The 23,219-nt window shown below is 62.3% G+C and carries 20 protein-coding genes and 3 pseudogenes; 15 read left to right on the top strand and 8 right to left on the bottom strand.

Annotated elements, in window-relative coordinates:
* The 4 genes and pseudogenes from CWO89_RS19515 to CWO89_RS19500 all read left to right on the top strand — a co-directional run.
* Window positions 1-766, top strand: a pseudogene (locus tag CWO89_RS19515) (formylglycine-generating enzyme family protein); the annotation flags it as partial.
* Between the two features lie 24 nt (window positions 767-790).
* Complete coding sequence (locus CWO89_RS19510; protein ID WP_130580369.1) at window positions 791-1,216, top strand: DUF4399 domain-containing protein; 426 nt, start codon at window positions 791-793, stop codon at window positions 1,214-1,216.
* Window positions 1,217-1,314: 98 nt separating this feature from the next.
* Window positions 1,315-2,061, top strand: coding sequence for a transporter substrate-binding domain-containing protein (locus CWO89_RS19505; protein WP_130580372.1), 747 nt, complete (start codon window positions 1,315-1,317; stop codon window positions 2,059-2,061).
* A gap of 699 nt (window positions 2,062-2,760) precedes the next feature.
* Window positions 2,761-3,795, top strand: a complete 1,035-nt coding sequence (locus CWO89_RS19500) for an IS110 family RNA-guided transposase (protein WP_130580368.1) — start codon at window positions 2,761-2,763, stop codon at window positions 3,793-3,795.
* A gap of 266 nt (window positions 3,796-4,061) precedes the next feature.
* Here CWO89_RS19500 and CWO89_RS19495 read toward each other — a convergent pair.
* Window positions 4,062-4,858 (bottom strand): annotated as a pseudogene (locus tag CWO89_RS19495) (substrate-binding domain-containing protein).
* 211 nt (window positions 4,859-5,069) lie between these two features.
* Window positions 5,070-6,290 carry a polyhydroxyalkanoate depolymerase gene (locus tag CWO89_RS19490; protein WP_130580371.1) on the bottom strand — a complete coding sequence of 407 codons (1,221 nt, stop codon included), beginning with the start codon at window positions 6,288-6,290 and terminating at the stop codon, window positions 5,070-5,072.
* A gap of 201 nt (window positions 6,291-6,491) precedes the next feature.
* Between CWO89_RS19490 and CWO89_RS19485 the strand changes: the two genes are divergently transcribed.
* Both CWO89_RS19485 and CWO89_RS19480 read left to right on the top strand, forming a co-directional pair.
* Complete coding sequence (locus CWO89_RS19485) at window positions 6,492-7,145, top strand: glutathione S-transferase (protein WP_130580367.1); 654 nt, start codon at window positions 6,492-6,494, stop codon at window positions 7,143-7,145.
* Window positions 7,146-7,471: 326 nt separating this feature from the next.
* Window positions 7,472-7,906, top strand: a complete 435-nt coding sequence (locus CWO89_RS19480; protein ID WP_130580366.1) for a cupin domain-containing protein — start codon at window positions 7,472-7,474, stop codon at window positions 7,904-7,906.
* Between the two features lie 323 nt (window positions 7,907-8,229).
* Here CWO89_RS19480 and CWO89_RS19475 read toward each other — a convergent pair whose 3' ends face one another.
* A complete protein-coding gene (locus CWO89_RS19475; protein ID WP_130580365.1) occupies window positions 8,230-8,454 on the bottom strand; it encodes a hypothetical protein in 225 nt (74 codons plus the stop codon).
* 177 nt (window positions 8,455-8,631) lie between these two features.
* Between CWO89_RS19475 and CWO89_RS19470 the strand changes: the two genes are divergently transcribed.
* On the top strand, window positions 8,632-8,994 hold the full coding sequence (locus tag CWO89_RS19470; RefSeq protein WP_130580370.1) for a hypothetical protein: 363 nt from the start codon (window positions 8,632-8,634) through the stop codon (window positions 8,992-8,994).
* A 113-nt stretch (window positions 8,995-9,107) separates the two neighbouring features.
* Here CWO89_RS19470 and CWO89_RS19465 read toward each other — a convergent pair whose 3' ends face one another.
* Together CWO89_RS19465 and CWO89_RS19460 are read right to left on the bottom strand one after the other, a co-directional pair.
* On the bottom strand, window positions 9,108-10,211 hold the full coding sequence (locus CWO89_RS19465) for a mandelate racemase/muconate lactonizing enzyme family protein (protein ID WP_130580364.1): 1,104 nt from the start codon (window positions 10,209-10,211) through the stop codon (window positions 9,108-9,110).
* A 70-nt stretch (window positions 10,212-10,281) separates the two neighbouring features.
* On the bottom strand, window positions 10,282-11,514 hold the full coding sequence (locus CWO89_RS19460; protein ID WP_130580363.1) for an ABC transporter substrate-binding protein: 1,233 nt from the start codon (window positions 11,512-11,514) through the stop codon (window positions 10,282-10,284).
* Between the two features lie 239 nt (window positions 11,515-11,753).
* On the opposite strand from CWO89_RS19460, the gene CWO89_RS19455 reads away from it, so the two are divergent.
* The 4 genes from CWO89_RS19455 to CWO89_RS19440 all read left to right on the top strand — a co-directional run bounded on the left by CWO89_RS19455 (window position 11,754) and on the right by CWO89_RS19440 (window position 16,123).
* A complete protein-coding gene (locus CWO89_RS19455; protein ID WP_130580362.1) occupies window positions 11,754-12,593 on the top strand; it encodes an AraC family transcriptional regulator in 840 nt (279 codons plus the stop codon).
* Between the two features lie 233 nt (window positions 12,594-12,826).
* Window positions 12,827-13,753 carry an SMP-30/gluconolactonase/LRE family protein gene (locus CWO89_RS19450; protein ID WP_130580361.1) on the top strand — a complete coding sequence of 309 codons (927 nt, stop codon included), beginning with the start codon at window positions 12,827-12,829 and terminating at the stop codon, window positions 13,751-13,753.
* Window positions 13,754-13,858: 105 nt separating this feature from the next.
* Complete coding sequence (locus tag CWO89_RS19445) at window positions 13,859-14,452, top strand: GNAT family N-acetyltransferase (RefSeq protein WP_130580360.1); 594 nt, start codon at window positions 13,859-13,861, stop codon at window positions 14,450-14,452.
* Window positions 14,453-14,479: 27 nt separating this feature from the next.
* A complete protein-coding gene (locus tag CWO89_RS19440; RefSeq protein WP_130580359.1) occupies window positions 14,480-16,123 on the top strand; it encodes a GMC family oxidoreductase in 1,644 nt (547 codons plus the stop codon).
* Between the two features lie 148 nt (window positions 16,124-16,271).
* On the opposite strand, the gene CWO89_RS19435 is transcribed toward CWO89_RS19440, so the two are convergent.
* Window positions 16,272-17,774: a flavin-containing monooxygenase gene (locus CWO89_RS19435; protein ID WP_130580358.1), complete on the bottom strand. Its 1,503-nt coding sequence runs from the start codon at window positions 17,772-17,774 to the stop codon at window positions 16,272-16,274.
* Window positions 17,775-17,852: 78 nt separating this feature from the next.
* Entirely contained in the window at window positions 17,853-18,695 is an 843-nt protein-coding gene (locus tag CWO89_RS19430) for an AAA family ATPase (RefSeq protein WP_130580357.1), read from the bottom strand.
* 228 nt (window positions 18,696-18,923) lie between these two features.
* Between CWO89_RS19430 and CWO89_RS19425 the strand changes: the two genes are divergently transcribed.
* The 3 genes from CWO89_RS19425 to sseA all read left to right on the top strand — a co-directional run bounded on the left by CWO89_RS19425 (window position 18,924) and on the right by sseA (window position 21,645).
* Window positions 18,924-20,099, top strand: a complete 1,176-nt coding sequence (locus tag CWO89_RS19425; protein WP_130580356.1) for a vWA domain-containing protein — start codon at window positions 18,924-18,926, stop codon at window positions 20,097-20,099.
* 156 nt (window positions 20,100-20,255) lie between these two features.
* Complete coding sequence (locus CWO89_RS19420; protein ID WP_130580355.1) at window positions 20,256-20,666, top strand: rhodanese-like domain-containing protein; 411 nt, start codon at window positions 20,256-20,258, stop codon at window positions 20,664-20,666.
* 121 nt (window positions 20,667-20,787) lie between these two features.
* On the top strand, window positions 20,788-21,645 hold the full coding sequence (gene sseA / locus CWO89_RS19415; protein ID WP_130580354.1) for a 3-mercaptopyruvate sulfurtransferase: 858 nt from the start codon (window positions 20,788-20,790) through the stop codon (window positions 21,643-21,645).
* A 10-nt stretch (window positions 21,646-21,655) separates the two neighbouring features.
* Here sseA and CWO89_RS19410 read toward each other — a convergent pair whose 3' ends face one another.
* Window positions 21,656-22,420, bottom strand: coding sequence for a hypothetical protein (locus tag CWO89_RS19410; protein ID WP_130580353.1), 765 nt, complete (start codon window positions 22,418-22,420; stop codon window positions 21,656-21,658).
* A 307-nt stretch (window positions 22,421-22,727) separates the two neighbouring features.
* On the opposite strand from CWO89_RS19410, the pseudogene CWO89_RS19405 reads away from it, so the two are divergent.
* Window positions 22,728-23,219 (top strand): annotated as a pseudogene (locus tag CWO89_RS19405) (L,D-transpeptidase); the annotation flags it as partial.

Raw genomic sequence — 23,219 nt, 5'->3', positions numbered from 1 at the left:
CCACGGCGCAACCGCAGCCGCCGCAACCGCAGCCTTCCGCGAGCCCGGCCGTCACCGCGGTCACGCCCCCGACGCCTCCCACGCCTTCCGTGCGGGAGCCCGAGATGGTCGCGCTTCAGGGCGGCAGCTTCTCGATGGGCAGCAATGACGATGCGTCGGAGCGGCCGATCCGAAGGGTGACGATTAAGCCATTCGCCATCGCCAAATATCCGGTCACGGTCCGCGAATGGAACGCGTGCGCTGCCGCCAAGGTGTGCGGCTTCACGGCGACCGGAAAGGATGAGGCGCCGGTCACCAATGTGAGCTGGAGCGATGCCAAGCAATACGTTGCCTGGCTCGCGGACGTCACGAAGAAGGCCTATCGGCTTCCGAGCGAAGCCGAATGGGAGTTTGCTGCCCGCGGCGGAACGCAGACCAGATATTGGTGGGGCGAGCAGATGCAGCCGGGTGTGGCCAGTTGCAAGGATTGCGGCGACAGCGCAGCCGCCGAGCAACCGACCAAGGTCGGTAACTTCAAGCCCAACCCGTTCGGGCTGCACGACATGGGTGGCGGGGTCGACCAGTGGGTGGAGGATTGCTGGCACAAGAACTATCAGGGGCCCCGGCCGACGGTTCACCCTGGCTTGGCGGAGACTGCACGTCCCATGTGCTCCGCTCCGGCTCCTGGAAGAATGACACGCGTTATGTACGACCGGCCAACCGCGATAATTACGACACCAATGTTCGATATCCGACCCATGGGTTCCGGGTCGCGCTGTCGCCTTAAAGTATTTGGATCGGTGAGGGGGCAATGAGAATTGCACGTACACTTCTGATTTCGGCTGTCCTGTCGTCGCTTGCGAACGTTGTGCACGCGCAGGACAAGCCTGCACCGAAGGATGCGGTCCTGTATTTTGTCTGGCCGCAGAATGGCGCTACGATCAAGGGCGCATTCTGGGCCCGCTTCGGCCTGCGCAACATGGGCGTGACCCATGCCGGCGATGACTATGCGAACGCCGGTCATCACCATCTGCTGATCGACGTGAACGAGCCGCTCAATCCGAACGAGCCGATCCCATCGGACAAGTCCCACCTGCATTTCGGCGCCGGTCAGACCGAGGCTCGTATCGAGCTGCCGCCCGGCAAACATACTTTGCAGCTCGTACTCGGCGACGCCAAGCACTATCCCTTCAAGCCGCCGGTCGTCTCCGAGAAGATCACGATCCGCGTCAGATGAATTTGTAGCGACAGACTCGGCGCACAGATCTGGCGTGGAGGAAGCCAATGCCCAGCCAGTTGCCGCTTATCACAGGCCTTGTTGTCGCGGTCGCCATGATGGCCGCCCCGGCCAGTGCCGACGCGCTGAAAGACGAGATCGCGCCGACCGGCAAGCTCCGCGTCGCGATTGCGATCAGCCCGGCGGGCGGTGCGTTCTGGTGCACCAAGACCGAAACCGGCTATGCCGGGGTGCCGGTCGATCTCGGTAAGGCAATGGCCGCGCAGCTCGGCGTGCCCATCGAATATGTCGTGCACCAGAATTCCGGACAGATCACCGATGCGGCATCGAAGGGCACCTGGGACGTCACCTTCCTGCCCAAGGATCCCGAGCGCGAAACCAGGATGACGTTCGGCCCGATCTATGAAGTCGCGGATGCAACCTACATCGTCAGGCCGGGCTCGACGGTCACGAATTTCGCAAGCCTCGACCAGCCGGGCGTCAAGGTCGCTGCCGTCAACAACACCACAACCATGCGCGGCGCAATTGCGGACCTGAAGAACGCCAAGGTGACGGGCTATCAGACCTATGACGAGATCTTCAGTCTCCTGAAGAGCGGCGAGGTCGACGCGTTCGCACTCTCACGCGACCAGCTCAATGCGATGGCGAAGAAAATTCCGGGCACGCGGGTGCTGGACGAGACCTTCAAGCAGACGGTGACTGCGGTTGCGGTCCCGCTAAATCATCCGCTGTCCGCGGCCTTCGCGACCAAGTTCATGACCGAAGCGACTGCCGACGGCTCGCTGCGCGAGGCCTATGACAACAACGGGCTGAAGGACGCGCCGATCCGGACGCAGGCCAAATAAGCTGCGTGCGTGCAGCGAAATGGCGCGATGGTCAAAGTGAACATCGAAACGCCCGCATTAAAGCAGGCGGCGAGCCATCCGTTGAAGCCGACTCGCCGCCCGCAACTTGACTGGCTGCGCCAGCCACTGGCGCAGCGGCACACAAGTTAGTTTCGTCAACTAGAATCGTGGCGCTTACTTTTAGGGTCTGTAGGTACCGGAGTCGTCGCCGCCCACCAGTCCGCCCCGGTTGTTCGGGCCGCCTGCACCGCGGCTCCAACCGTAGCTGTTCCCACCGTAGTTGTTCCAACCGGGGTTGTTCCAGCCGAAGTTGTTCCCACTGTAGTTCATACCGGGCTGCGTCCGGGCGTAAGCGTGATACGTCCTGGTGCCTGACTTATGATGCTTCGTGTATGCAAGTGCGAACGTACTTGAGAGCGCGAACGCAGAAGCTAGTGCTATCGTCGCAAGTTTCATGGTCGTTCTCCCTTGGTTTAGCAAATTCAATGCTCCACCCTCTGCGACCGCGAACGCAGCGCGCGCATCCGCCTTCCAAAAGGAAAATGGCATGCGTGCCTATGCACTTCCGGCAGATCGCGGTCTCGTGATGATCGAGGTCGCGGTCGCGTCTAGCAGCGCGTTAATGATGGGGTGGACGCCCCGCCGACGGCATCAATGTGCCAAAGTGGAGGTGTTGAGCACCACTTAAGGGAGGCGTCCGTGTCAAAGGTTACCACGATCGGTCTGGATATTGCCAAGCATGTTTTTCACGCTCACGGTGTGGACGGACGCGGTCTCGCGTTGTTCAGTAAGCGTCTCAGCCGCGGAAAGGTGCTCGATTTTTTCGCGGCTCAGCCTAGCTGCACTGTCGCGCTGGAGGCATGTGGCGGAGCGCACCACTGGGCTCGCCAGCTTGCTCAGCTTGGCCATCAGGTTCGGTTGATCCCACCGGCCTATGTCAAACCGTTCGTGAAGCGACAGAAGAACGACGCGATCGATGCGGAGGCAATTTGCGAAGCCGCTCAGCGGCCAAGCATGCGGTTCGTTGCCGTGAAGAGTGAAGAACAACAGGCGGCAGGTCTGGTATTTCGAACCCGCGATCTGCTGGTGCGGCAGCGAACTCAGCTCATCAACGCAGTCCGAGGACACCTCACGGAATATGGCTGGATCGCTCCCAAGGGGCCCTCTCACATGGCGAGGCTTGCCGATCTGATCGAGAAAGAAGAGATGATCAGTTCGCTTCCCGATGCCGCCCGCGCTATGTTCCGTTTAATGCTTGATCTGCTCACCGGCCTCAATGACAGGATTGGGGATCTTGACAAAGAAATCGCGCGGCGTGCTCGAGAGAACGAAGTCACACGTAGGCTGATGACTATTCCTGGCATTGGCCCGATCTCCGCTACCGCGATTGCGGCCTTGGCTCCGCCGGCCGAGACATTTGCCAAAGGCCGTGACTTCGCCGCCTGGCTTGGCTTAACACCTCTTCAAAGATCGACGGGCGGTAAACAGAAGCTCGGCGGAACATCCAAGATGGGCGAACGCACTCTACGGCGCCTCCTCATCATCGGCAGCAGTGCAGTCGTACAGCAGGCGAGCAAACGCGGCGCGCCAAGGGGTTCGTGGCTCGAACAGATGTTGGCTCGCAAGCCCCGCATGGTGGTAACCGTCGCGCTTGCTAACAAAATAGCGCGCATCGTTTGGGCGCTACTTGTGAAACAGGAGGATTACATGGCTCCGGTCACGGCCAAGGCGTAGTCCTGGCCGGACCTGAGGTCGTCAGAGGTGTAGTCGGTCGAAGGAAGGTATGGCGCAACGGTCGGCGAGACGGGGTCGGAAGAACCAGACGGACTCATCGTGCCTAGAGCACGCGTTAATGATTTGGTTCCGATCCGCGAACTCCCATACAGGCCCGCAGCTCCATCGCTGCATCAGAGGCCGGACAGATGGCAGCATCCGACTACGTGCCAACTTTCTTCAGAAATCGCTTGCATCTCGCGGGGCGTCCACAGATGAGTCCACGCCTAGTGCGTGGTGCTGCTGGAGGGGATCGGGTCCAGTCCGCTCTTGATCAGTTCAGCGCGGGCGTCGGGCGATGCGAGGAATTGGATCAGCGCCCGTCCGGCGTCGGGTTCCTTGGAGGTGCTGGCGATCCCGGCGGAAAACACCGTGATCTTCTGCAGCTCATCCGGCAGCGGCCCGACGATATCGATGCCGGCGACCGGTTTCAGCTCGCTGATCTGCTGGAGGCCGATCTCGGCTTCGCCCTTGGCCACGATCTCGCCGACCGGCGTGGCCGGAATCTTCCTTGCTTTATCCTTCATCGCCTCGGCAATGCCCAGCTTCTGGAACATTTCGGTCGACACATAGACGCCGCTTGCGCTGTCGGAATAGGCGATCGACTTTGCCGCGAGCAGCGCGCGCTTCACGGCATCCGCCGAGCTGATGTCCGGCTTTGGCGCGCCTGATTTCACCGCGATCCCGATCGGCGATTTGACGAGTTCGACGCGGCTGTCGGCTATCACCTTGCCTTGCGCGGCGAGGTCATTGAGGGCGTAGCCGACCATGATGAGTACGTCAGCGGCTCGCCGCGCGCGAGCCGCACCGGAATTGCGTTGACGGTGGTTCCCATCGACGGTCCATAGGCGGTCGACACCTTGTGGCCGGTCCTGCGCTCGAATTCGGGCACCAGGGCCTTGTAGGCGGCGGTCAGCCCGCCCGAGATCATCACGCGGATTTCGGCGGCGGAGGCAGAGGCGGTGAGGAAGAGTACGCCGATGAAGGCAAGGGCGAAGCTGCGGAAAGTCGCGGAGGGCCGCATGGTTGTTTCTCCCGGGACGATTCTCTGGGGGGTCGTCGTGCCCGGTAGACTATTGCGTGCGGAGTTGAGTGGCTAGGGTCTCCAGCCGTCATTGCGAGGAGCATAGCGACGAAGCAATCCATGCCTCCGCGCGTGGAGAAATGGATTGCTTCGCGGAGCCTGTCATCGGGCGCGCGTTCGCGCGACCCGTTGGCTCGCAATGACGAACAGCTCACGAATTCACGTGCACGAAGTCGCGCAACAGCGGATAGATCTCGTTGTTCCAGCGCTTGCCGCTGAACACGCCGTAATGGCCGACGCCGGCCTGCATGTGATGCACCTTGCGATAGCCGCGCACGCCGGTGCAGAGGTCTTGTGCCGCCAGCGTCTGCCCGATCGAGCAGATGTCGTCGCGCTCGCCTTCGACCGTCATCAGGCCCATGCGCCTGATCGCAGCGGGATTCACCGGCCGCCCCCGGTGCATCAGTTTGCCCTGGGGCAGCAGATGCTCCTGGAACACGTCGCGCACGGTCTCGATGTAGAATTCGGCCGGCAGATCCATCACCGCGAAATATTCATCGTAGAAAGTCTTGATGACGTTTGCCTTCTCCTTCTCGCCCTTGGCGAGATGATTGGCGAGGTCCATGTGCTGCTTGATGTGGCGCTCGAGGTTCATGGACACGAAGGCGGTGAGCTGCACGAAGCCCGGATAGACCTTTCGGAACGCGCCCCGGCACTGGATCGGGACATAGTTGATGAGGTTGTCCTCGAACCACTTTATCGGCTTGCTCTTCGCAAATTCGTTGACCTTGGTCGGTTGGATGCGCGTGTCGATCGGCCCGGCCATCAAGGTCAGCGATGCGGGACGCGCGGGGTGATTGTCCTCCGACATGATCGCCGCTGCCGCCAGTGCCGATACCGAGGGCTGGCAGATCGCGACCATGTGCGCGCGCGGGCCGAGCTTGTCGAGGAAGGTGATGAGATGGTCGGTGTAATCCTCGAGCCCGAAACGGCCTTGGTCGAGCGGAATGTCGCGCGGATTGTGCCAGTCGGTGATGTAGACGTCGTGATCCTGCAGCAGCGTCGTGACCGTGCTGCGCAATAGCGTCGCGAAGTGACCGGACATCGGCGCCACCAGCAACAGGCGCGGGTGCTCGGGCCCATCGACCTTCTTGAAGTGCAGGAGCGATCCGAACGGCGTGGCGTAGCTGACTTCCTCCCGCACCTCCAATTCCCGATTGCCCACCTTCACGCTGCCGATGCCGTAGTCGGGGCGGGTGTAGGTCAGGGTCGAGCGCGAGATCAGTTCGAGTGCGGCCGCAAGCCGGCCAAACAACCGGTCCGAGACCCCCTGCGGTACCAGATTAATATATCTAAGTGCCGCCGCCGCCCCCGTGCGCCATGGTGCCGTCAGGTCCATGTGATTCTGGTAGGCTTGGTACATCATTGACATTGACATCATACGCGACCGCCCTTGCCCGGTGTTGCTATGCAATATCGAAGCCAAAGCGGAGTCGAACCGCCCTCGAAATTGGCACGTAGCTTGCTGCTTGGGATACTCGGCGCTCAGGCAATGAGCAGGGGCGATATCCGCAAGGATAGGCTGGAGGCTTTGAGTCCGTGCGGTCGACGTTGAGGCGTGAGGGAAGGCTCTATGGCAACGACACTGACCATCAGCAGCAAGAACTATTCGTCATGGTCGCTGCGCGGCTGGTTGCTGGCGAAGTTCGCGGGGCTGGAATTCGAGGAGGTGATCACCGCTCCAGATGACGCGTCGGCGCGCGCGGAACTCCTGCTGCTATCGTCGTCGATCCTGGTGCCCTGCCTGCGCCACGAGGGCGCTACCGTCTGGGACACGCTGGCGATCGGCGAGTATCTCAACGAGATCATGCCGCATGCGGGTCTGTTGCCGGAAGACCGCATAAAGCGAGCACATTGCCGCTCGATCTGCGGTGAAGTCCACTCCGGATTCACGACGCTGCGGGCCTCGCTACCGGTCAATCTGAAAGGCCATTTTCCCGGCTTCAAGATTTGGTCGCGCGCGCAGGCCGATATCGACCGGGTCTGCACCATCTGGCGCGACTGCCTCGCAGCGTCCGGTGGGCCATTCCTGTTCGGTGAGCGCCGCACCATGGCGGACGCGATGTATGCGCCGGTCGTCACCCGCTTCATCACCTACGACGTCAAGCTCGAGCCGACGCTTGCGGCCTATGCCGAGACCATCATGTCGATGCCGGAGGTGCGGGAGTGGGTCGAGGCGGCCAAGGCCGAGCCCGCCGATGTCGAGGAGCTGGAGGTCGAATATTAGGCAGTACTGCCTGCCGGCTGCGCGTTCAGCGGGCTCAGGTAGGGTGCAGGTACTGCCTAAAGCTCGTGCCACGGAAGCCGCGCGCGCGTAGCGGCAGGGGAGCGGTGGTTGCGCCGCAAAAAATCACTCGACTCAAATTCAGGCTTGGTTCCAAACGCTTCGTCCGCCTAGCCAGCGATATCTGCAGAAATCGCCGCACCGCAGCGCGACTGGCGCGGATTTCGCATAGCACAATTCAAGCTGTGAACGCGACGATGCGACGCTGCCGAAAATTTGGACGCCTTGCGTAGCCGCGCTCTCGCGATCGAGAACGTTGGAGGCTTCAAATGAACCAGCATGCGGTTGTCAGCAAGTTCTCTCACATCAAGCCAGGCGATACCGAATTCAAGGGCGGGGGCCTGCGCGATTTCTTCCTCTACCGCGATCTCGGCATTGCCGACGCCACCGGCGGCCAGGTGATCTGTCATCTCGTCAAGGCCAATCCCGATTGCCCGCCCGAGGATGGCACCGGCTGGCATCGCCATGATTGCGATTTCCAGATCGTGATCATGATGAAGGGCTGGGCGCGCTTCATGTACGAGGACAAGCCGACGCTGGTGCAGGCCGGCGACGTCGTGCATCAGCGGCCCGGTATCGTGCACTACCTCTTCGACTACTCACCGGACATGGAATATCTGGAGATCGTGAGCCCGGCGGACTTCAAGACCGTCGACATGCCGCCGGCCACCGAGAAGGTGCCGTCGGTGACGCCTTGGAAGTGACCGATCATGTCGTCTCCGGAGGAATTAACTTTTGTGGTTGGCCGTTGGCTGCGGCCGCTGATTGTTCTCCTGCATGTGGTGCGCCGGCTCGGACTGGCACCGACATCTAGCCGTGAACAACAGCGTACGGCGCTTCATCACTGATTCGGACGCGCTTCGTTCCACCGGCGTTCCGAACCTTAAGGCGGTGAACTCTCCCGTTGCATTTTGGGACAGAGCGGGTGCGAGAGGGATGAGCCTTCGTCCCTCTCGCAAGCTTTGCTTCGGTGTGAGCGCCGCGTCTCTCGCGGAGCAGAAGCCGATAACAACTCTTCTGTGGTCTCCTAAGCTGCGCCTGTTTGCTTTACGCGAGGAAAGCGCCAGGCAATCACGGTCGCCTCGACCGTTCCGCCGGATTGGTCATTGAGCCAATGACCGTCGATAAAGCGACAGGCGAACGGCAACTGATATGTGCCGCTCTGGTCTTCGCAAAGCACTTCGACGATCTCGTTCGGCGGAGGTTCGCCGTTGCCATCGAACTGCGCCAGTCGCTTTTCGCGCGTTGCCATCTGATTATTCTCCACTTTCGATGCGTGGAAACGTTTGAGTTCCCAAAAGCCCCCCGCACCCCGCAATGAGTGGAGGACAACGCCGGAATGCGGTTACAGTGTGGTATCTCTGACGATGTCGCCGCGCTTTGCGCACATTGCCGTGAGCGCGTGGAGGATTTAATGAACGTTAAGATGATGATCGCCGTGTTCGTGATGCTTGTATCCAGCACACTGGCATTCACCAAAGTTAAAGCTCAGGATGTTCCGGGCATCGAGATCTGTACCGTCGAGAAGACCTGGGAGCGGCGCACGAGCTGCCTGCAGAGCAACGTCGACTTCCTGCAGAAGACGATCACGAAGCTTGTGACCGATCATCAGCAGAAGCTCGATGCCGCCAATCGCCAGATTGAAAGCCTCAAGAGTGCATCCGCGACCTTGCAGAAGCGCGTGGATGATCTGCTGGCTGCGCAGAAGAAGATGGATGAGGACTTGAAGAAGAAAGCCGATATGCCGCCGGCAAAGGACGCTGCACCAGTGGCGAAGGAAGGCGGCAAATAGTGAGTGTCCGTCATTGCGAGCGCCAGCGAAGCAATCCATCTCACGGCTTGCTGAGACGTGGATTGCTTCGTCGCTATCGCTCCTCGCAATGACGCCTGAGTTGCCAAGCCTCCTCACGACACGCGGTACTGCTCCATCACGTCTCTGTCGGGCTCATAGCCGAGTCCGGGCCCTTGCGGCACTTCGACACTCCCGCTTGCATCGACATCGGCGCGGCCGCGCCAGAGGCAGGCGGGCCGTTTCATGTAGAAGACTTCGATGAAGCCGTCGTCCCGTATCGACATCAGGTGCAGCGTCGCCAGGAAGCCCGGTCCGAAATAGGGCGAGTGCGGAACGATCTTGACGCCGAGTTCGTCGGCGAGCGCCGCAACTCTCAGGAACTCGGTGATGCCGCCGACCTTGGTCACCGAGGGTTGCGCATGGCTGACGGCGTCCGCCGTCATCATCTGGCGAAATTGGTGCACGGTGCAGGCATTCTCGCCCGCCGCGATGTCGAGGCCGCCCTTGGCGCGTACGTCGGCGAGCGTGGCAAAATCCTCCGGGGGCCAGACTGGCTCCTCGAGGAACATCGGACTTGCCGCTTGGCAGGCCTGAGCGAAAGCAATCGCGCTCGGGCCATCCAGCGGGCAGTTCATGTCGACCATCAGCGGGACGTCGCTGCCGATCGCGTTGCGTGCCGCGAACACCGCCGGCGTCGTGGTCTCGTGCAGCTTGATCGCGCCATAGCCGCGACGGAGCGCGGCCTCGCATTCGCTCGCAATATGTTCCGGCGTGCCGATCCGCATCAGGCTCGCATAGGCCGGGATCTTTGCGCGTCTGGCCTCGCCGATCAGCCGATGCAGCGGCACGCCCTTGATCTTGCCGGCAAGGTCCCACAGCGCGATGTCGAGCCCCGAGATCGCGAACATCGTGATGCCGTAGCGGCCGAACAGATGCAGGTTGCGCTGGATCTGCTCCATCACGGCAGGAATGCCGGCGGCATCAGGCACGTCGAGGCCACGCGCCTGCGGCACGATCATTTCCTCGATCGCGGTGCAGGTCGTGCGCGGACAGACATAGGCGAAGGCATCGCCCCAACCGGTGAGGCCGCTATCGGTCGAGACTTCGACCAGCACCATGTCGAGCGCCGCGATTGCCGACGCGCCCTGCCGGAAGCTCGCGGGGCCGGCGTCATAGGGAATGCGGATGTGGTGTGCGCGGACATCAGTGATTTTCATGGTGTTTCTCCAAGGCGGAATGGCGTATCCCGCACGAGCGGGATACGTCGATTTGAAGCGACGGCTACTTTTAAGAGTTCTTCTCGCCGCTCATGACGGGGCCGAACCGTTCCCAGCTCTCGCCTTTGAAGCGCGTCATCTGGAGCTGCTCGATCGGCGCAAAGTCGTTCGGGCCGGTCTTGATGCGCGTGCCCGGCAGGTAGATGCCGATCTGGAAATCGAGATTGGCCGCCTGCTTCATGACATTCTCGCGGGTGAGGTTGTCGCCGCATTGGCGCAGCACCTGCTCGAGCCCCTTGGCGACGCCATAGCCGAACACGGTCGCGGCATCGTCGAGATCGCCTTCAGGATACCATTTGCCCATGAATGCCCGCCACTCGTTCATGGCGGGATCGTTCTTCCATTCGGCGTCCTTGGGATCCTTCAGATAGTTGGTGGAAAGCACGCCTTGGCTGGCCTCATAGCCGGCCGGCTTCATGACGCCGCCGATCGAGACGGACACGTTGGTCAGGAACTGCACCGGGTGCCAATCCAGCTCGGCGATCTTCTTGATCGCCTGCGCCGCGAATTTCGGCGTCGCGATGTTGACGAAGATGTCGGGATTGGCGCCCTTGATCTGCACCACCTGGGAATCCACCGTGGGCGAACTGGTCTCGTAGGAGGCCTCCACGATGATCAGCTTGCCAGCCTGATCGCCGAGGCCCTCGCGCAGGCCGATCACATAGTCCTTTCCGAAATCGTCGTTCTGGTAGAGCACGCCGATCGTCTTGCCCGGATAGTTCTGCAGGATGTACTTGCCGTAGATCCGCGCTTCGACCTGATAGCTGGGCTGCCAGCCCATGGTCCACGGAAAGTTCTTCGGGTCGTTCCACTTGGCGGCTCCCGTAGAGACGAAGAGCTGCGGCACCTTCTTCAAGTTCATGTATTTCTGGATCGCGGTATTGCCCGGCGTGCCCAGCGGGTTGAAGATCAGCAGCACCTCGTCGTTCTCGACGAGCTTGCGTGCCTGTTCGACCGTCTTCGGCGGGCTATAGGCGTCGTCATAGCTGATGAAGTTGATCTTGCGGCCGTTGATGCCGCCTTCCGCGTTGAGCTTGTTGAAATAGGCCGCTTCGGTCTTGCCGATGGTGGCATAAGCCGAAGCCGGGCCGGAGTAGGGCATGATGTTGCCGATCTTGATTTCGGTGTCGGTGGCACCGGGGTCGTATTTCTTTTGTGCGCTGGCGGTTCCCGCGAGCGCGACAGCCAGAAGTGTCGCAAGCAGCGTGGATTGGGCATAGTTCAAGAGCCGGTAATGCATCATTGTCCTCCCTGACAGTTCGCCGCGGCTCTTACAGTCTTGATTATGGGCAGCTTTGGGTGAGCCGTCGGATCGATGCGCCAGCGAGTATGCACGATTGGCCTCACCTTGCCAGCGACGGGTGGGTTGCAATTTCCGTGGGACGGAACGACGCTCTGGTCGCCGCCGGACAGCAAGGACTGTCAAACGGTGCTCGGCGCGATCGCGCATGATGGACGCGCTTTGAGGGAAGGCCGACAGCCATGAATCCAGCCCAGAAGGCGCTCTGGTACATCGAGAGCCATCTTGGTCAGCCGCTGACGCTCGACGAGATCGCCGGCATCGCCGGTGTCTCGCGCTTCCACCTGGTGCGCGCGTTTGCGGCGGCGACAGGGTTTTCGGTGATGCGATACGTGCGCGCCCGCCGTCTCAGCGAGGCGGCTCGCGCGCTCGCGAGCGGCGCGCCGGATATTCTCAGCCTGGCGCTGGATGCGGACTACGGCTCTCACGAAGCGTTCACCCGCGCGTTCCGCGACCATTTCGGCGTCACGCCCGAAACGGTTCGCGCCACGACGTGCCTCGGCAAGCTTAAACTACAGGAGCCGATCATGATGGATTCAACCGCGCTCGATCATCTCAGCCCGCCGCGTATTGCGACCGGAAAGGCGTTCCTCGTCGCCGGCGTCGGCGAACGCTACAATCACGCCAATTGCGATGGCGCCGGCATTCCGAACCAGTGGCAACGCTTTCACCAGACGGTCGGCAATATTCCCGGCCGCATCGGCAACGTCGCCTATGGCGTCTGCTGCAACGGAGATGACGCCGGCAATTTCGATTACATCGCCGGCGTCGAGGTCGCCGACTTCTCCGATCTGCCGCGCGAGTTCAGCCGGGTGCGAATCCCCGAGCAGAAATATGCGGTCTTCACCCACAGCGAGCACATCTCCACGATCCGGCGGACTGTGAACACGATCTGGAATCACTGGCTGCCGCAATCCGGCATGAAGGCGGCCGATGCGCCGAACTTCGAGCGCTATGACGAGACGTTCGATCCTATGACCGGCAATGGCGGCCTCGAGATCTGGGTGCCGGTCAAGGAGTGATGGACGTGTAGGATGGGTAGAGCGCAGCGAAACCCATCAATGCGCCGGCTGTGATGGGGCGAGACGATGGGTTTCGCTGGCGCTCTATCCATCCTACGGCAGCTCGCAAAGCTGCCCTGCTTCGCGCTTGCTTGGCAAGCAACGGCGTCTTTGTCATAACTTCACGCCAACAACACGTTGCGTGGGGCCGGTTGAAAAATCCCCTTGCAGCCACAAGCAGCCGGGAGGATTTCATGGCCAATATCCGCGTTCTTGCCACCGATCTCGAATTTCCGGAAGGGCCGGTGGTGATGCCGGATGGATCGGTGGTGCTGGTCGAAATCCGCGGGAAGCGGCTAACGCGGGTCTATCCGGACGGGCGCAAGGACGTGGTGGCGCAGATTCCCGGCGGCCCCAATGGCGCGGCGCTCGGTCCCGACGGCAAGATGTACATCTGCAACAATGGCGGCTTTAGCTGGATCCCGACGCGCAACATGATCATGCCGGGGCCGCAGCCGGACGATTATATCGGCGGCTCGATCCAGCGCGTCGACCTGCAGTCCGGCAAGGTCGAGACCGTCGTCGACAAATGCGGCGAGCATGCCCTGAGGGGACCGAACGACCTTGTCTTCGACAAGCATGGCGGGCTGTGGTTCTCCGATCTCGGCAAGCGTCGCGCCCGCGAGATGGATGTCGGCGCATTCTATTACATCAAGCCCGGCATGAAGGAGATTGTCGAAGGCGTGCACGGCCTGCTGCCCGCCAACGGCATCGGCCTGTCGCCGGACGAGAACACGGTTTACATCGCGGAGACGCCGACCGCGCGGCTCTGGGCCTATGATCTTTCTGCGCCTGGAACCGTCAAGCCGCGCGACGTGATTTATCGCGGCGAACGCGGCAAGCCGATTGCCGGGCTCGGCGGCTACCAGATGTTCGATTCGCTTGCGGTGGAGGCGAGCAGCAATGTCTGCGTGGCGACGCTGGTTTCGGGCTGCATCTCCGTGATCGCGCCTGATGGTACCCTTGTCGAGCAGGTGCCGACCGGCGACCGCGTCACCACCAACATCGCCTTCGGCGGGCCTGAGCTGAAGACCGCCTACATCACGCTGTCAGGCAAGGGCGAGCTGATCGCGATGGACTGGTCGCGGCCTGGGTTGCCGCTGAATTTTTTGAATAGGTGATGTAATACGTCATTGCGAGGAGCGAAGCGACGAAGCAATCCACTGTCCCCGCAAGTGGCGCTATGGATTGCTTCGCTTCGCTCGCAATGACGGAGAGGATGTTGCATGCCCTGGCTTGAACCGATCACCCTTCGCGGCGCGCAGGCGCGGCTGGAGCCGCTGTCGCAGGATCACATCGACGGACTCGTCGAGGCCGTGAAGGATGGCGAGCTCTGGAAGCTCTGGTACACGTCCATTCCGCGCCCGGAAGACATGCGCAAAGAGATCGACCGCAGGCTTGGTCTGCAGGCGGCCGGATCGATGCTGCCGTTCACGGTGTTCGATGCCGGCGGCACCATCTCGGGCATGACGACCTATATGAATGTCGATGCGCCCAACCGGCGCGTCGAGATTGGTTCGACCTGGTACGCGAAGCGTGTGCAGCGCAGCGCGGTCAATACGCAGTGCAAATTGCTGTTACTGACGCACGCCTTTGAGGCACTCGATTGCATTGCGGTAGAGTTCCGCACGCATTTCTTCAACCACCAGAGCCGCCGCGGCATCGAGCGGCTCGGCGCCAAGCTGGACGGCGTCCTGCGCAGCCACCAGATCGCAGCGAATGGCACGTTGCGCGACACCATCGTCTACAGCATTATCGCCAGTGAATGGCCGACGGTGAAGGCGCATCTCAACTATCAACTCAACGAAAAGCCGCGGTAGCCGCTCTGCCGCGCCAGAAACGAGACGATGGAAACGTTCGATTATGTGATTATCGGCGCGGGCTCCGCCGGTAGCGTTCTGACCAACCGCTTGAGCGAGGATGCCGGCACCACGGTTTGCGTGCTCGAAGCCGGCCCGAAAGATTGGCACCCCTATATCCATCTGCCGGCGGGCTTCATCAAGACGTTCCACATGAAGAGCGTCAACTGGGCCTACCAGCAGGAGCCGGGCCCCTGGACCGGCGGCCGCAGCATCTATGCGCCGCGCGGCAAGACGCTCGGCGGCTCGTCCTCGATCAACGGCCATATCTACAACCGCGGCCAGCGCCAGGACTTCGACACCTGGGCGCAGCTCGGCAACCGCGGCTGGGGCTATCCGGACGTGCTGCCCTATTTCAAGCGGATGGAACGCCGCGTCGGCGAGTGCGACGAGACCTATCGCGGCCGCGACGGCAGCCTCACCGTCACCACCATGGACTGGCAGGACCCGCTCTGCGAAGCCTTCATGGCGGGGGCCGTCAGTCTCGGCATTCCCCGCAACCCGGACTATAACGGCGCGATCCAGGAGGGCGTGTCCTACTGCCAGCGCACGATCCAGAACGGCCTGCGCATGAGCGCGGCGAAAGCGTTCCTGCATCCGGCGCGCAAGCGGCCGAACGTCAACGTGCGCACGCATGCGCATGTCACCAACATCATCTTCGAAGGCAAGCGCGCGGTCGGCGTGCGCTATCTTCGGGGAGGGCGGGGCGGCGAGCCGGTCGAGGTGCGCGCCAACAAGGAAGTCATCCTCTCCGGCGGCGCCTACAACTCGCCGCAGGTCCTGCAATTATCCGGCGTCGGCTCGCCCGAACTGTTGCAGTCGCACGGCATCGAGGTGCGCCATGCATTGCCCGGTGTCGGCGAGGGATTGCAGGACCATTACGCGCCGCGCTCGGTCGCGCGCGTCAAGAACATCAAGACCATCAACGAGCTCCGGCGCGGACTGAGCCTGTGGGTCGAGGCCTTGAAATGGGCGACGACGCGGCGCGGCCTGCTGTCGCTGTCGCCGACCATGGTCTATTGCTTCTGGCATTCCGGCGAGACCACGGAGAGCTCGGACCTCCAGCTCACCTTCACGCCGGCGAGCTACAAGGAAGGCGTGCAGGGCCAGCTCGAGGACGAGCCCGGCATGACGGTCGCCTCCTGGCAGCAGCGGCCGGAGAGCCGCGGCTATGTCCGCATCCGCTCGTCGGACCCGTTCGCACCGCCGATCATCCAGACCAACTATCTCGTCGAAGAACTCGACCGCCGCGTCGTCGTCGCCGGCATGAAGCTGGCGCGCCGGCTTCTGAAGTCAGCGCCGCTTGCGCCCTACTATGACTACGAGGATTTCCCCGGACCGAACGTGCAGAGCGACGACGAACTCCTGGCGGCGGCGACCGAGCGCGGCACCACCACATTCCATCCCGGTTGCACCTGCCGGATGGGTCCGGCAGATGCCAGATGGGCCGTGGTCGACGACCAGCTCCGCGTCCACGGATTGCAGGGCCTGCGCGTGGTCGACGCGTCCGTCATGCCGCGCATGATCTCCGCCAATCTCAACGCCTCGACGATGATGATCGCCGACAAGGCCTCCGACATGATCCGCGGGCGGACCGCGCCGGAGGCGGTAAGGTTTCCCGAAATGGTCTGAGCTGTCATTGCGAGCCAACGGGTCGCGCGAACGCGCGCCCGATGACGGGCTCCGCGAAGCAATCCATCGCGCCACGTGTGGAGAGATGGATTGCTTCGTCGCTGTCGCTCCTCGCAATGACGTTGAGAGCGTCCGCTGGGACGAGGGTCTAGCTGTACACGAACGCCTTGTCCGCGAGGTCGATCGTCGGAAACTCGTCCTTCTCGGCCCAGTAGTCCTGGTTGTGCTGCCATTCCGGCTTGGCGCCGCGCTTCGGCAACAGGTGCATGCCGCGCAGCATGTAGCCGGGGTTGAAGTTTTCCTCGTCGATCCACTGCAGGATCGGCATGTTGTGGTCTTCGGACCTGAGTGCCGGCGTGACCTTCTTGGCGCCCGTTTCCTTCATGTGCTTGAGCAGGCGGCAGACGAAATCGGCGACGAGGTCGACGCGCAAGGTCCAGCTCGCGCGGAAATAGCCGAACACCCAGACGAGGTTGGGCACACCCGTGAACATCATGCCGCGATAGGTCACGGTATCGGCGAAATCGAGCGGCTTGCCGTCGAGCTCGAATTCGATATCGCCAGTGGCGCACAGATTGAAGCCGGTCGCGGTGACGATGATGTCGGCTTCGAGCTCCTTGCCGGATTTCAGCAGGATGCCCTTCTCGGTGAAGCGTTCGATCTCGTCGGTGACGACGGAAGCCTTGCCGGCCTTGATGCCCTGGAACAGGTCGCCGTCGGGAATGAAGGCGATGCGCTGCCGCCACGGGCGATAGCGCGGCGTGAAGTGGGTCGCGATGTCATAGTCCTTGCCGAGATAGGCTTCGACCGCCGACAGCAAGTCCTTCTTGGCCTCCTCAGGCTTCTCGAAGGTCTTGCGGGTGAAGGCGTCCTGGTCGAACAGGATCTTGCGGCGGGTGATCTCGTGGATCCACTTCTCGTCGACCTGCAACTGCCGCAGTTGCTCCGCGATCTCGATCGCGTTGCGGCCGGTGCGGAAATAGGTCGGCGAGCGCTGCAGCATCGTCACATGGCCGGCGTCCTTGGCCATTGCCGGGATCAGCGTCGCGGCGGTGGCGCCGGAGCCGATCACGACGACGCGCTTGCCCTTGTAGTCGAGGTCCTCGGGCCATTTCTGCGGATGCACGATCGGGCCCTTGAACTTGGCCATGTCCTTCCACTCCGGCGTATAGCCCTCGGCATGGCGATAGTAGCCCTGGCACATCCAGAAGAAGTTGGTGGTGAAGCGGAAGTGTTCGCCGGTGTCGGTGCGCGTGGCGTCGATGGTCCAGAGATTGGTCTCGCTCGACCATTTCGCCGACGTGATGGTGTGGCGATAGCGGATGTGTCGCGCGAGGTCGTTCTCCTCGATCACGTCGCCCATATATTTCAGGATCTCGGCGGCGGTTGCGATCGGCGCGCTGGTCCACGGCTTGAAGCGATAGCCGAAGGTGTGGAGGTCGCTGTCGGAGCGGATGCCGGGATAGCGGTGCGTGCTCCAGGTGCCGCCGAACGTCTTCTGCGTCTCCAGCACGACGAAGCTGGTCCCGGGGCACTGCGTGGTGAGGTGGTAGGCGGCGCCAATACCTGAAATGCCGGCGCCCACGATCAGGACGTCGAAATGCTCAGAGGTGATGGGTTCGGCAGCACGGATCTGTGTTTGGACGTTCATCTTCCCCGCTCTTTTGTTGTTTTATTGGCAGTACGCGCGAAGCGCCGGGGTGCTCCCGGCGCTTCGTAGATCGTCAAGTCAGACTTCGCGGCGGCTCAGGAAGGCCAGCCGCTCGAACAGGTGCACGTCCTGTTCGTTCTTGAGCAGTGCGCCGTGCAGCGGCGGGATCAGCTTGCGCGGATCGCGCTCCCGCAGCATCTCCGGCGTGATGTCCTCGTTCAGGAGCAGCTTCAGCCAGTCGAGCAATTCGGAGGTCGAAGGCTTCTTCTTCAGGCCCGGCACTTCCCGCACCTCGAAGAAGATGCGCAAGGCCTCTTCCACCAGTCGTCTCTTGATGCCGGGGAAATGCACGTCGACGATCTTTTCCATCGTGTCCGCATCGGGGAACTTGATGTAGTGGAAGAAGCAGCGCCGCAGGAAGGCATCCGGCAACTCCTTCTCGTTGTTGGAGGTGATCATCACGATCGGGCGCAGCTTGGCCTTGATGTTCTCGCCGGTCTCGTAGACGAAAAACTCCATGCGATCGAGCTCGAGCAGGAGATCGTTGGGGAATTCGATATCGGCCTTATCGATCTCGTCGATCAAGAGCACCGGGCGCTTCTCGTTGGTGAAGGCTTCCCACAGCTTGCCGCGCTTGATGTAGTTCTTGATGTCCGAGACGCGGGCGTCGCCGAGTTGGCTGTCGCGCAACCGCGACACCGCATCATATTCGTAGAGGCCCTGTTGTGCCTTGGTGGTGGACTTGATGTGCCAGGTCAGAAGCGGTGCATCGAGCGCCTTAGCGACTTCCTCGGCCAGCACCGTCTTTCCGGTGCCGGGCTCGCCCTTCACCAGAAGCGGGCGCTCCAGCACGATGGCGGCGTTGACAGCGACTTTAAGGTCATCGGTGGCGACATAATCCTTGGTACCGGTGAATTTCATACTACCCCGTCATGATGAGTTTCAATTTGATACTAATGGAAAAACCAAGCAGGTCTAGCGTGGATTCCAGCGCCTGAACGCAACTGAGCTAACCGCTACCGCCTTGAAATTAGGCGGGCCCTTTCCGCCTTGCGGAATGATCCGCGCACCTCGGTGCCGACCCCGTGATGCTGCCCTAAAGACCCGGGTGCCCTTGACGGCGCGACCCCGGCGCGCGATCTATGGAACATGTTCTTGCAGTTCTTCACATCGCTGCGCGAGGCCCAGGTCCCTGTGACCTTGCGCGAATATCTCACGCTGATGGAGGCGCTCGACGCCGACCTGGCGGAGCAGAGTGTCGAGAATTTCTACTATTTGTCGCGCTCGGCGCTGGTAAAGGACGAGCGCAACCTCGACAAGTTCGACCGCGTCTTCGGCACCGTGTTCAAGGGGCTCGAGAGCCTGCTCGATGCCATGGACAAGGCCGAAATCCCTGAGGAGTGGCTGAAGAAGCTCGCGGAGAAATACCTCACCGAGGAAGAGAAGAAGCAGATCGAAGCCATGGGCTGGGATAAGCTCATGGAGACGTTGCGTAAGCGCCTGGAGGAACAGAAGGGCCGGCACCAGGGTGGCAACAAGTGGATCGGCACCGCCGGCACCTCGCCCTTCGGCGCCCATGGCTACAATCCCGAAGGCATCCGCATCGGCCAGGAGAAGAACCGCAACAACCGCGCCGTAAAGGTGTGGGACAAGCGCGAGTTCAAGGATCTCGACGGCAATGTCGAGCTCGGCATCCGCAACATCAAGGTCGCGCTGCGGCGCTTGCGCAAGTTCGCCCGCACCGGCGCCCCCGACGAGCTCGATCTCGACACCACGATCAAGGAAACCGCCAATCACGGTTATCTCGACGTGCACATGCGTCCCGAGCGGCGCAACGCGGTCAAGGTCCTGGTGTTCTTCGATATCGGCGGCTCGATGGATTCGCATATCGAGCAGGTCGAGGAATTGTTCTCGGCCGCGAAGAGCGAATTCAAGCACATGGAATATTTCTACTTCCACAACTGCCTCTATGAGGGCGTCTGGAAGCAGAACAAGCGGCGCTTCACCGACCGCACGCCGACCTGGGACGTGCTGCACAAATACCCGCACGACTACAAGGTGGTGTTCGTCGGTGACGCCTCGATGTCGCCTTACGAGATCATGGTCCCTGGCGGCTCGGTTGAGCATGTCAACGAGGAGGCCGGTTCGATCTGGCTCGATCGCATCATCCGCACCTATCCGCACGCGGTGTGGCTCAACCCGGTGGCGCAGAAGCACTGGGACTATTCGGAATCGACCACCATCATCCGCCGCATCTTCTCCGAACGCATGTACCCGATCACGATCGAAGGTCTGGAGAATGCGATGAAGGAACTGGTACGGTAGCTCTCGTCATTCCGGGGCGTCCGAAGGACGAACCCGGAATCCATTTAGCCACTTGCGCCGGCGGAGGAATGGATTCTCTGATGTGCAATTGCACATCATAGTTCGCGCTATGCGCGCCCCGCAATGACGGCGACACAACAGCCAAGGGAGAGCCCCATGCCCCAGACCATTCACCGCGGCATCAAGCAGATGATGGATGAAGCCAATGCCGAGATCGAGACCGTCAGCGCGGCCGACGCCATCAAGCTGCTCCCGAACGGTGACGTCGTGATCGTCGACATCCGCGATCCCCGCGAGATCGAGCGCGATGGCAAGATCCCCGGCGCCTTCTCGTGCACCCGCGGCATGCTCGAATTCTGGATCGATCCGGCGAGCCCCTACGCCAAGCCGATCTTCCAAGAGGACAAGAAGTTCATCTTCCATTGCGCCGGCGGCATGCGCTCGGCCCTGGCTGCGAAGACCGCGCAGGACATGGGGCTGAAGCCGGTCGCCCATATGGGCGGCGGTTTCGCCGCCTGGCGCGACGCCGGCGGCCCGATCGAGAAGTGGGAGCCGAAGAAGAAATAAGCTCGTCACACGCGGGCTTGACCCGCGTGTCTATCCCGACAAAAGGGCCATCCTCTCGAAGAGGATGGATTGCCGGGCCAAGCCCGGCAATGACGATTTGCGAAGTGCCGGAGATCCATCCATGACCACCACTGAAGACCCGCTCGTCTCCACCGACTGGCTTGCCGCCCATCTCGGCGATCCCAAGGTCAAGGTGATCGACGCCTCCTACAAGATGCCGGGCGTGTTGCCGTTGCCGGCAGACGATTTCATCGCCGCCCACATTCCCGGCGCGGTGTTCTTCGACGTCAATGCGATCGCCGACGAGAACGACCCGCGCCCGCACATGTATCCGACCGCCGAGCAGTTCGCGCAGAACGTCTCCGCGCTCGGCATCTCCTCCGACGACACCGTGGTCGCCTATGATGCCGGCGGCTGGGTCGCAGCGCCGCGGGCGTGGTGGATGTTCCTTTCGTTCGGCCATCCGAACGTGAAGGTGCTCGACGGCGGTTTGCAGAAGTGGAAGGCCGAGGGACATCCGACAGAATCCGGTCCCGTGACAGCGAAGCCTGGAAAATTCCAGGCCAAGTTCGATCCGAGCTTCGTCCGCAGCAAGGAGCAATTGCTCGGCAATATCGAGACCAAGAAGGAACAGGTGATCGATGCACGGCCGCGTCCGCGGTTCGAGGGCACCGTGGTCGAGCCCTGGCCCGGCCGTCGCTCCGGCCACATCCCAGGCAGCCGCAACGTTCCTTATGCCGATCTGTTCGACCCGAAGACCGGGGCGATGAAGCCGCTCGATGAATTGCGCAAGGCATTTGCGTCCGCCGGCGTCGACACGGCAAAGCCGATCGTCACCAGTTGCGGCTCCGGCGTCTCGGCGCTGGTGTTGACGCTCGCGCTCTATCGCCTCGGCGTGCGCGGTAGTGCGCTCTACGACGGTTCCTGGGCCGAATGGGGATTGCCGGACGGGCCGCCGATCGCGACGGGACCCGCCTGATTCCAGACGATCAGCGCGTCGGGCGCACGAGCATCGGCTGGCCGAACGGATCGAGCACCTGCTGTGGCGGGGCCTGCCGCATCAGGCGTTGCTGCTGCGCCGCCACGCGCCGACGCTCCCTGGCACGCTCCGCCCGCGCACGCTTCTTGGCGGCGCTTTGATCCGGCTTCGGGTCCGCGCTCTTTGCGGACGTCGTTTCCTCGACGGTAACCGCGGGGCCGCCCAGCGTGGCGATCTTGGCCGCCGCCGGACTCTCTTCCGCTGCGGCAGGCGCCTTGGGTGCGGAGGGGGTGGCGTCGTTCGCGGGCGGGACCTCTGCGACCGCCGCAGGCTTGGTCTCTTCGGCGGGAGCAGGAGTTTCCGTCTGGGCTGCCGTCGTCGGTGCCTGTGGTTCCGGAGCATCTGCCACAGGCGGCGGCGTCTCGGTCGAAGCAGGCTCATCGGGCTTCACGGCGGCCACCTGCTCGGGCTCGGCCGGCGCGGGAGCATCGGCGGTTGGTACGGCCGGAGCAGGGGACGTCTCGGCGCTGTCCGGCGCCTTTTCTGTTGTCTCTGCTGCGGACGCGTCGACGCGCAGCATGGCGAGCGTCGGCGGCTTCTCTTGAACTTGTGTTTGGGCTTGCGCGAAGACGGGCTCCGGTGGGCTGCGTCGCGACGGGATGCTCGCGACTTCCTCATGGGCAGCCCGCAGAAGCGCCGCGGCGCCAAGTCCGAAGATCAGGACCGACGTCGACAGCACGATCGCCGCGAACAGGAAACGAAGACCGGGAAGCATGGGTGCGGTTCCGTCTTTGCCGAAGTGTTCTTTTGAGCCAGAGGAAACGCGGTGACCACAGGGGAAGGCCGCTCATAGGCAGCGAATCAAGCCGATTCGAGGATATCGCAACCAATGTCGGGGAATGACGCCCGTAGTCCAACGGAATAACTTTTCCCGACGGTGAGGCATCTTTGCCGCAGCGATCACTGCCCAATCACAAAATGACCGATTCGGGCCGGATTTCGCGGAATTGTCTTGAATGCGCCGCTATCTTCCTTCAAGTGCCGTTAACGGTCCGGTGTGGCTTGGGGACTATACAAGAGCGATGATGATCAACCGCATTCTGACGATTTGTGCTGCCGCAGCGCTCGGCGCGGCAGGAACTTCGGTTGCGCAGGCGCAGCAGGGCTACCCCGCAGGGCCAGGTCCGGTCTATTCCGCTCCTCAGGGCTCCTATCCGCCGCCGCCCCCTGGCTACGTGCGCGACGACCGCCGCCCGTCGGATTTTGATGTCTTTGAAGAGGACGACGAGGCGCCGAACGGCCAGAGTTCGGCGTCGCTGTCGCCGCCCGGACCGGTGCTTTCGCCCAACGATCCCCGCTATGGCCGCCCGATGGGCGCGCCGCCGCCGGCCTATTCGGATCGTAACATGCCGACCGGCCCGGTCATGTCGCCCGATGATCCGCGCTACGGCCGTCCGGCAGGCCCGCCGCCGGTGATCTACGCCGATCGTCCCCAGGGGCCGGCGCAGAATTATAATTATCCCGATGATCGCGCCATGCGCCCGCCGGAGTCCGTGGGCGCCGCGGGTGGTGCG

This window comes from Bradyrhizobium sp. Leo170, assembly GCF_004296405.1.
Taxonomy (GTDB): Bacteria; Pseudomonadota; Alphaproteobacteria; order Rhizobiales; family Xanthobacteraceae; genus Bradyrhizobium.
The sequence above is the reverse complement of the archived record's forward strand: the minus strand, read 5'-3'. Positions and strand labels throughout refer to the sequence as shown.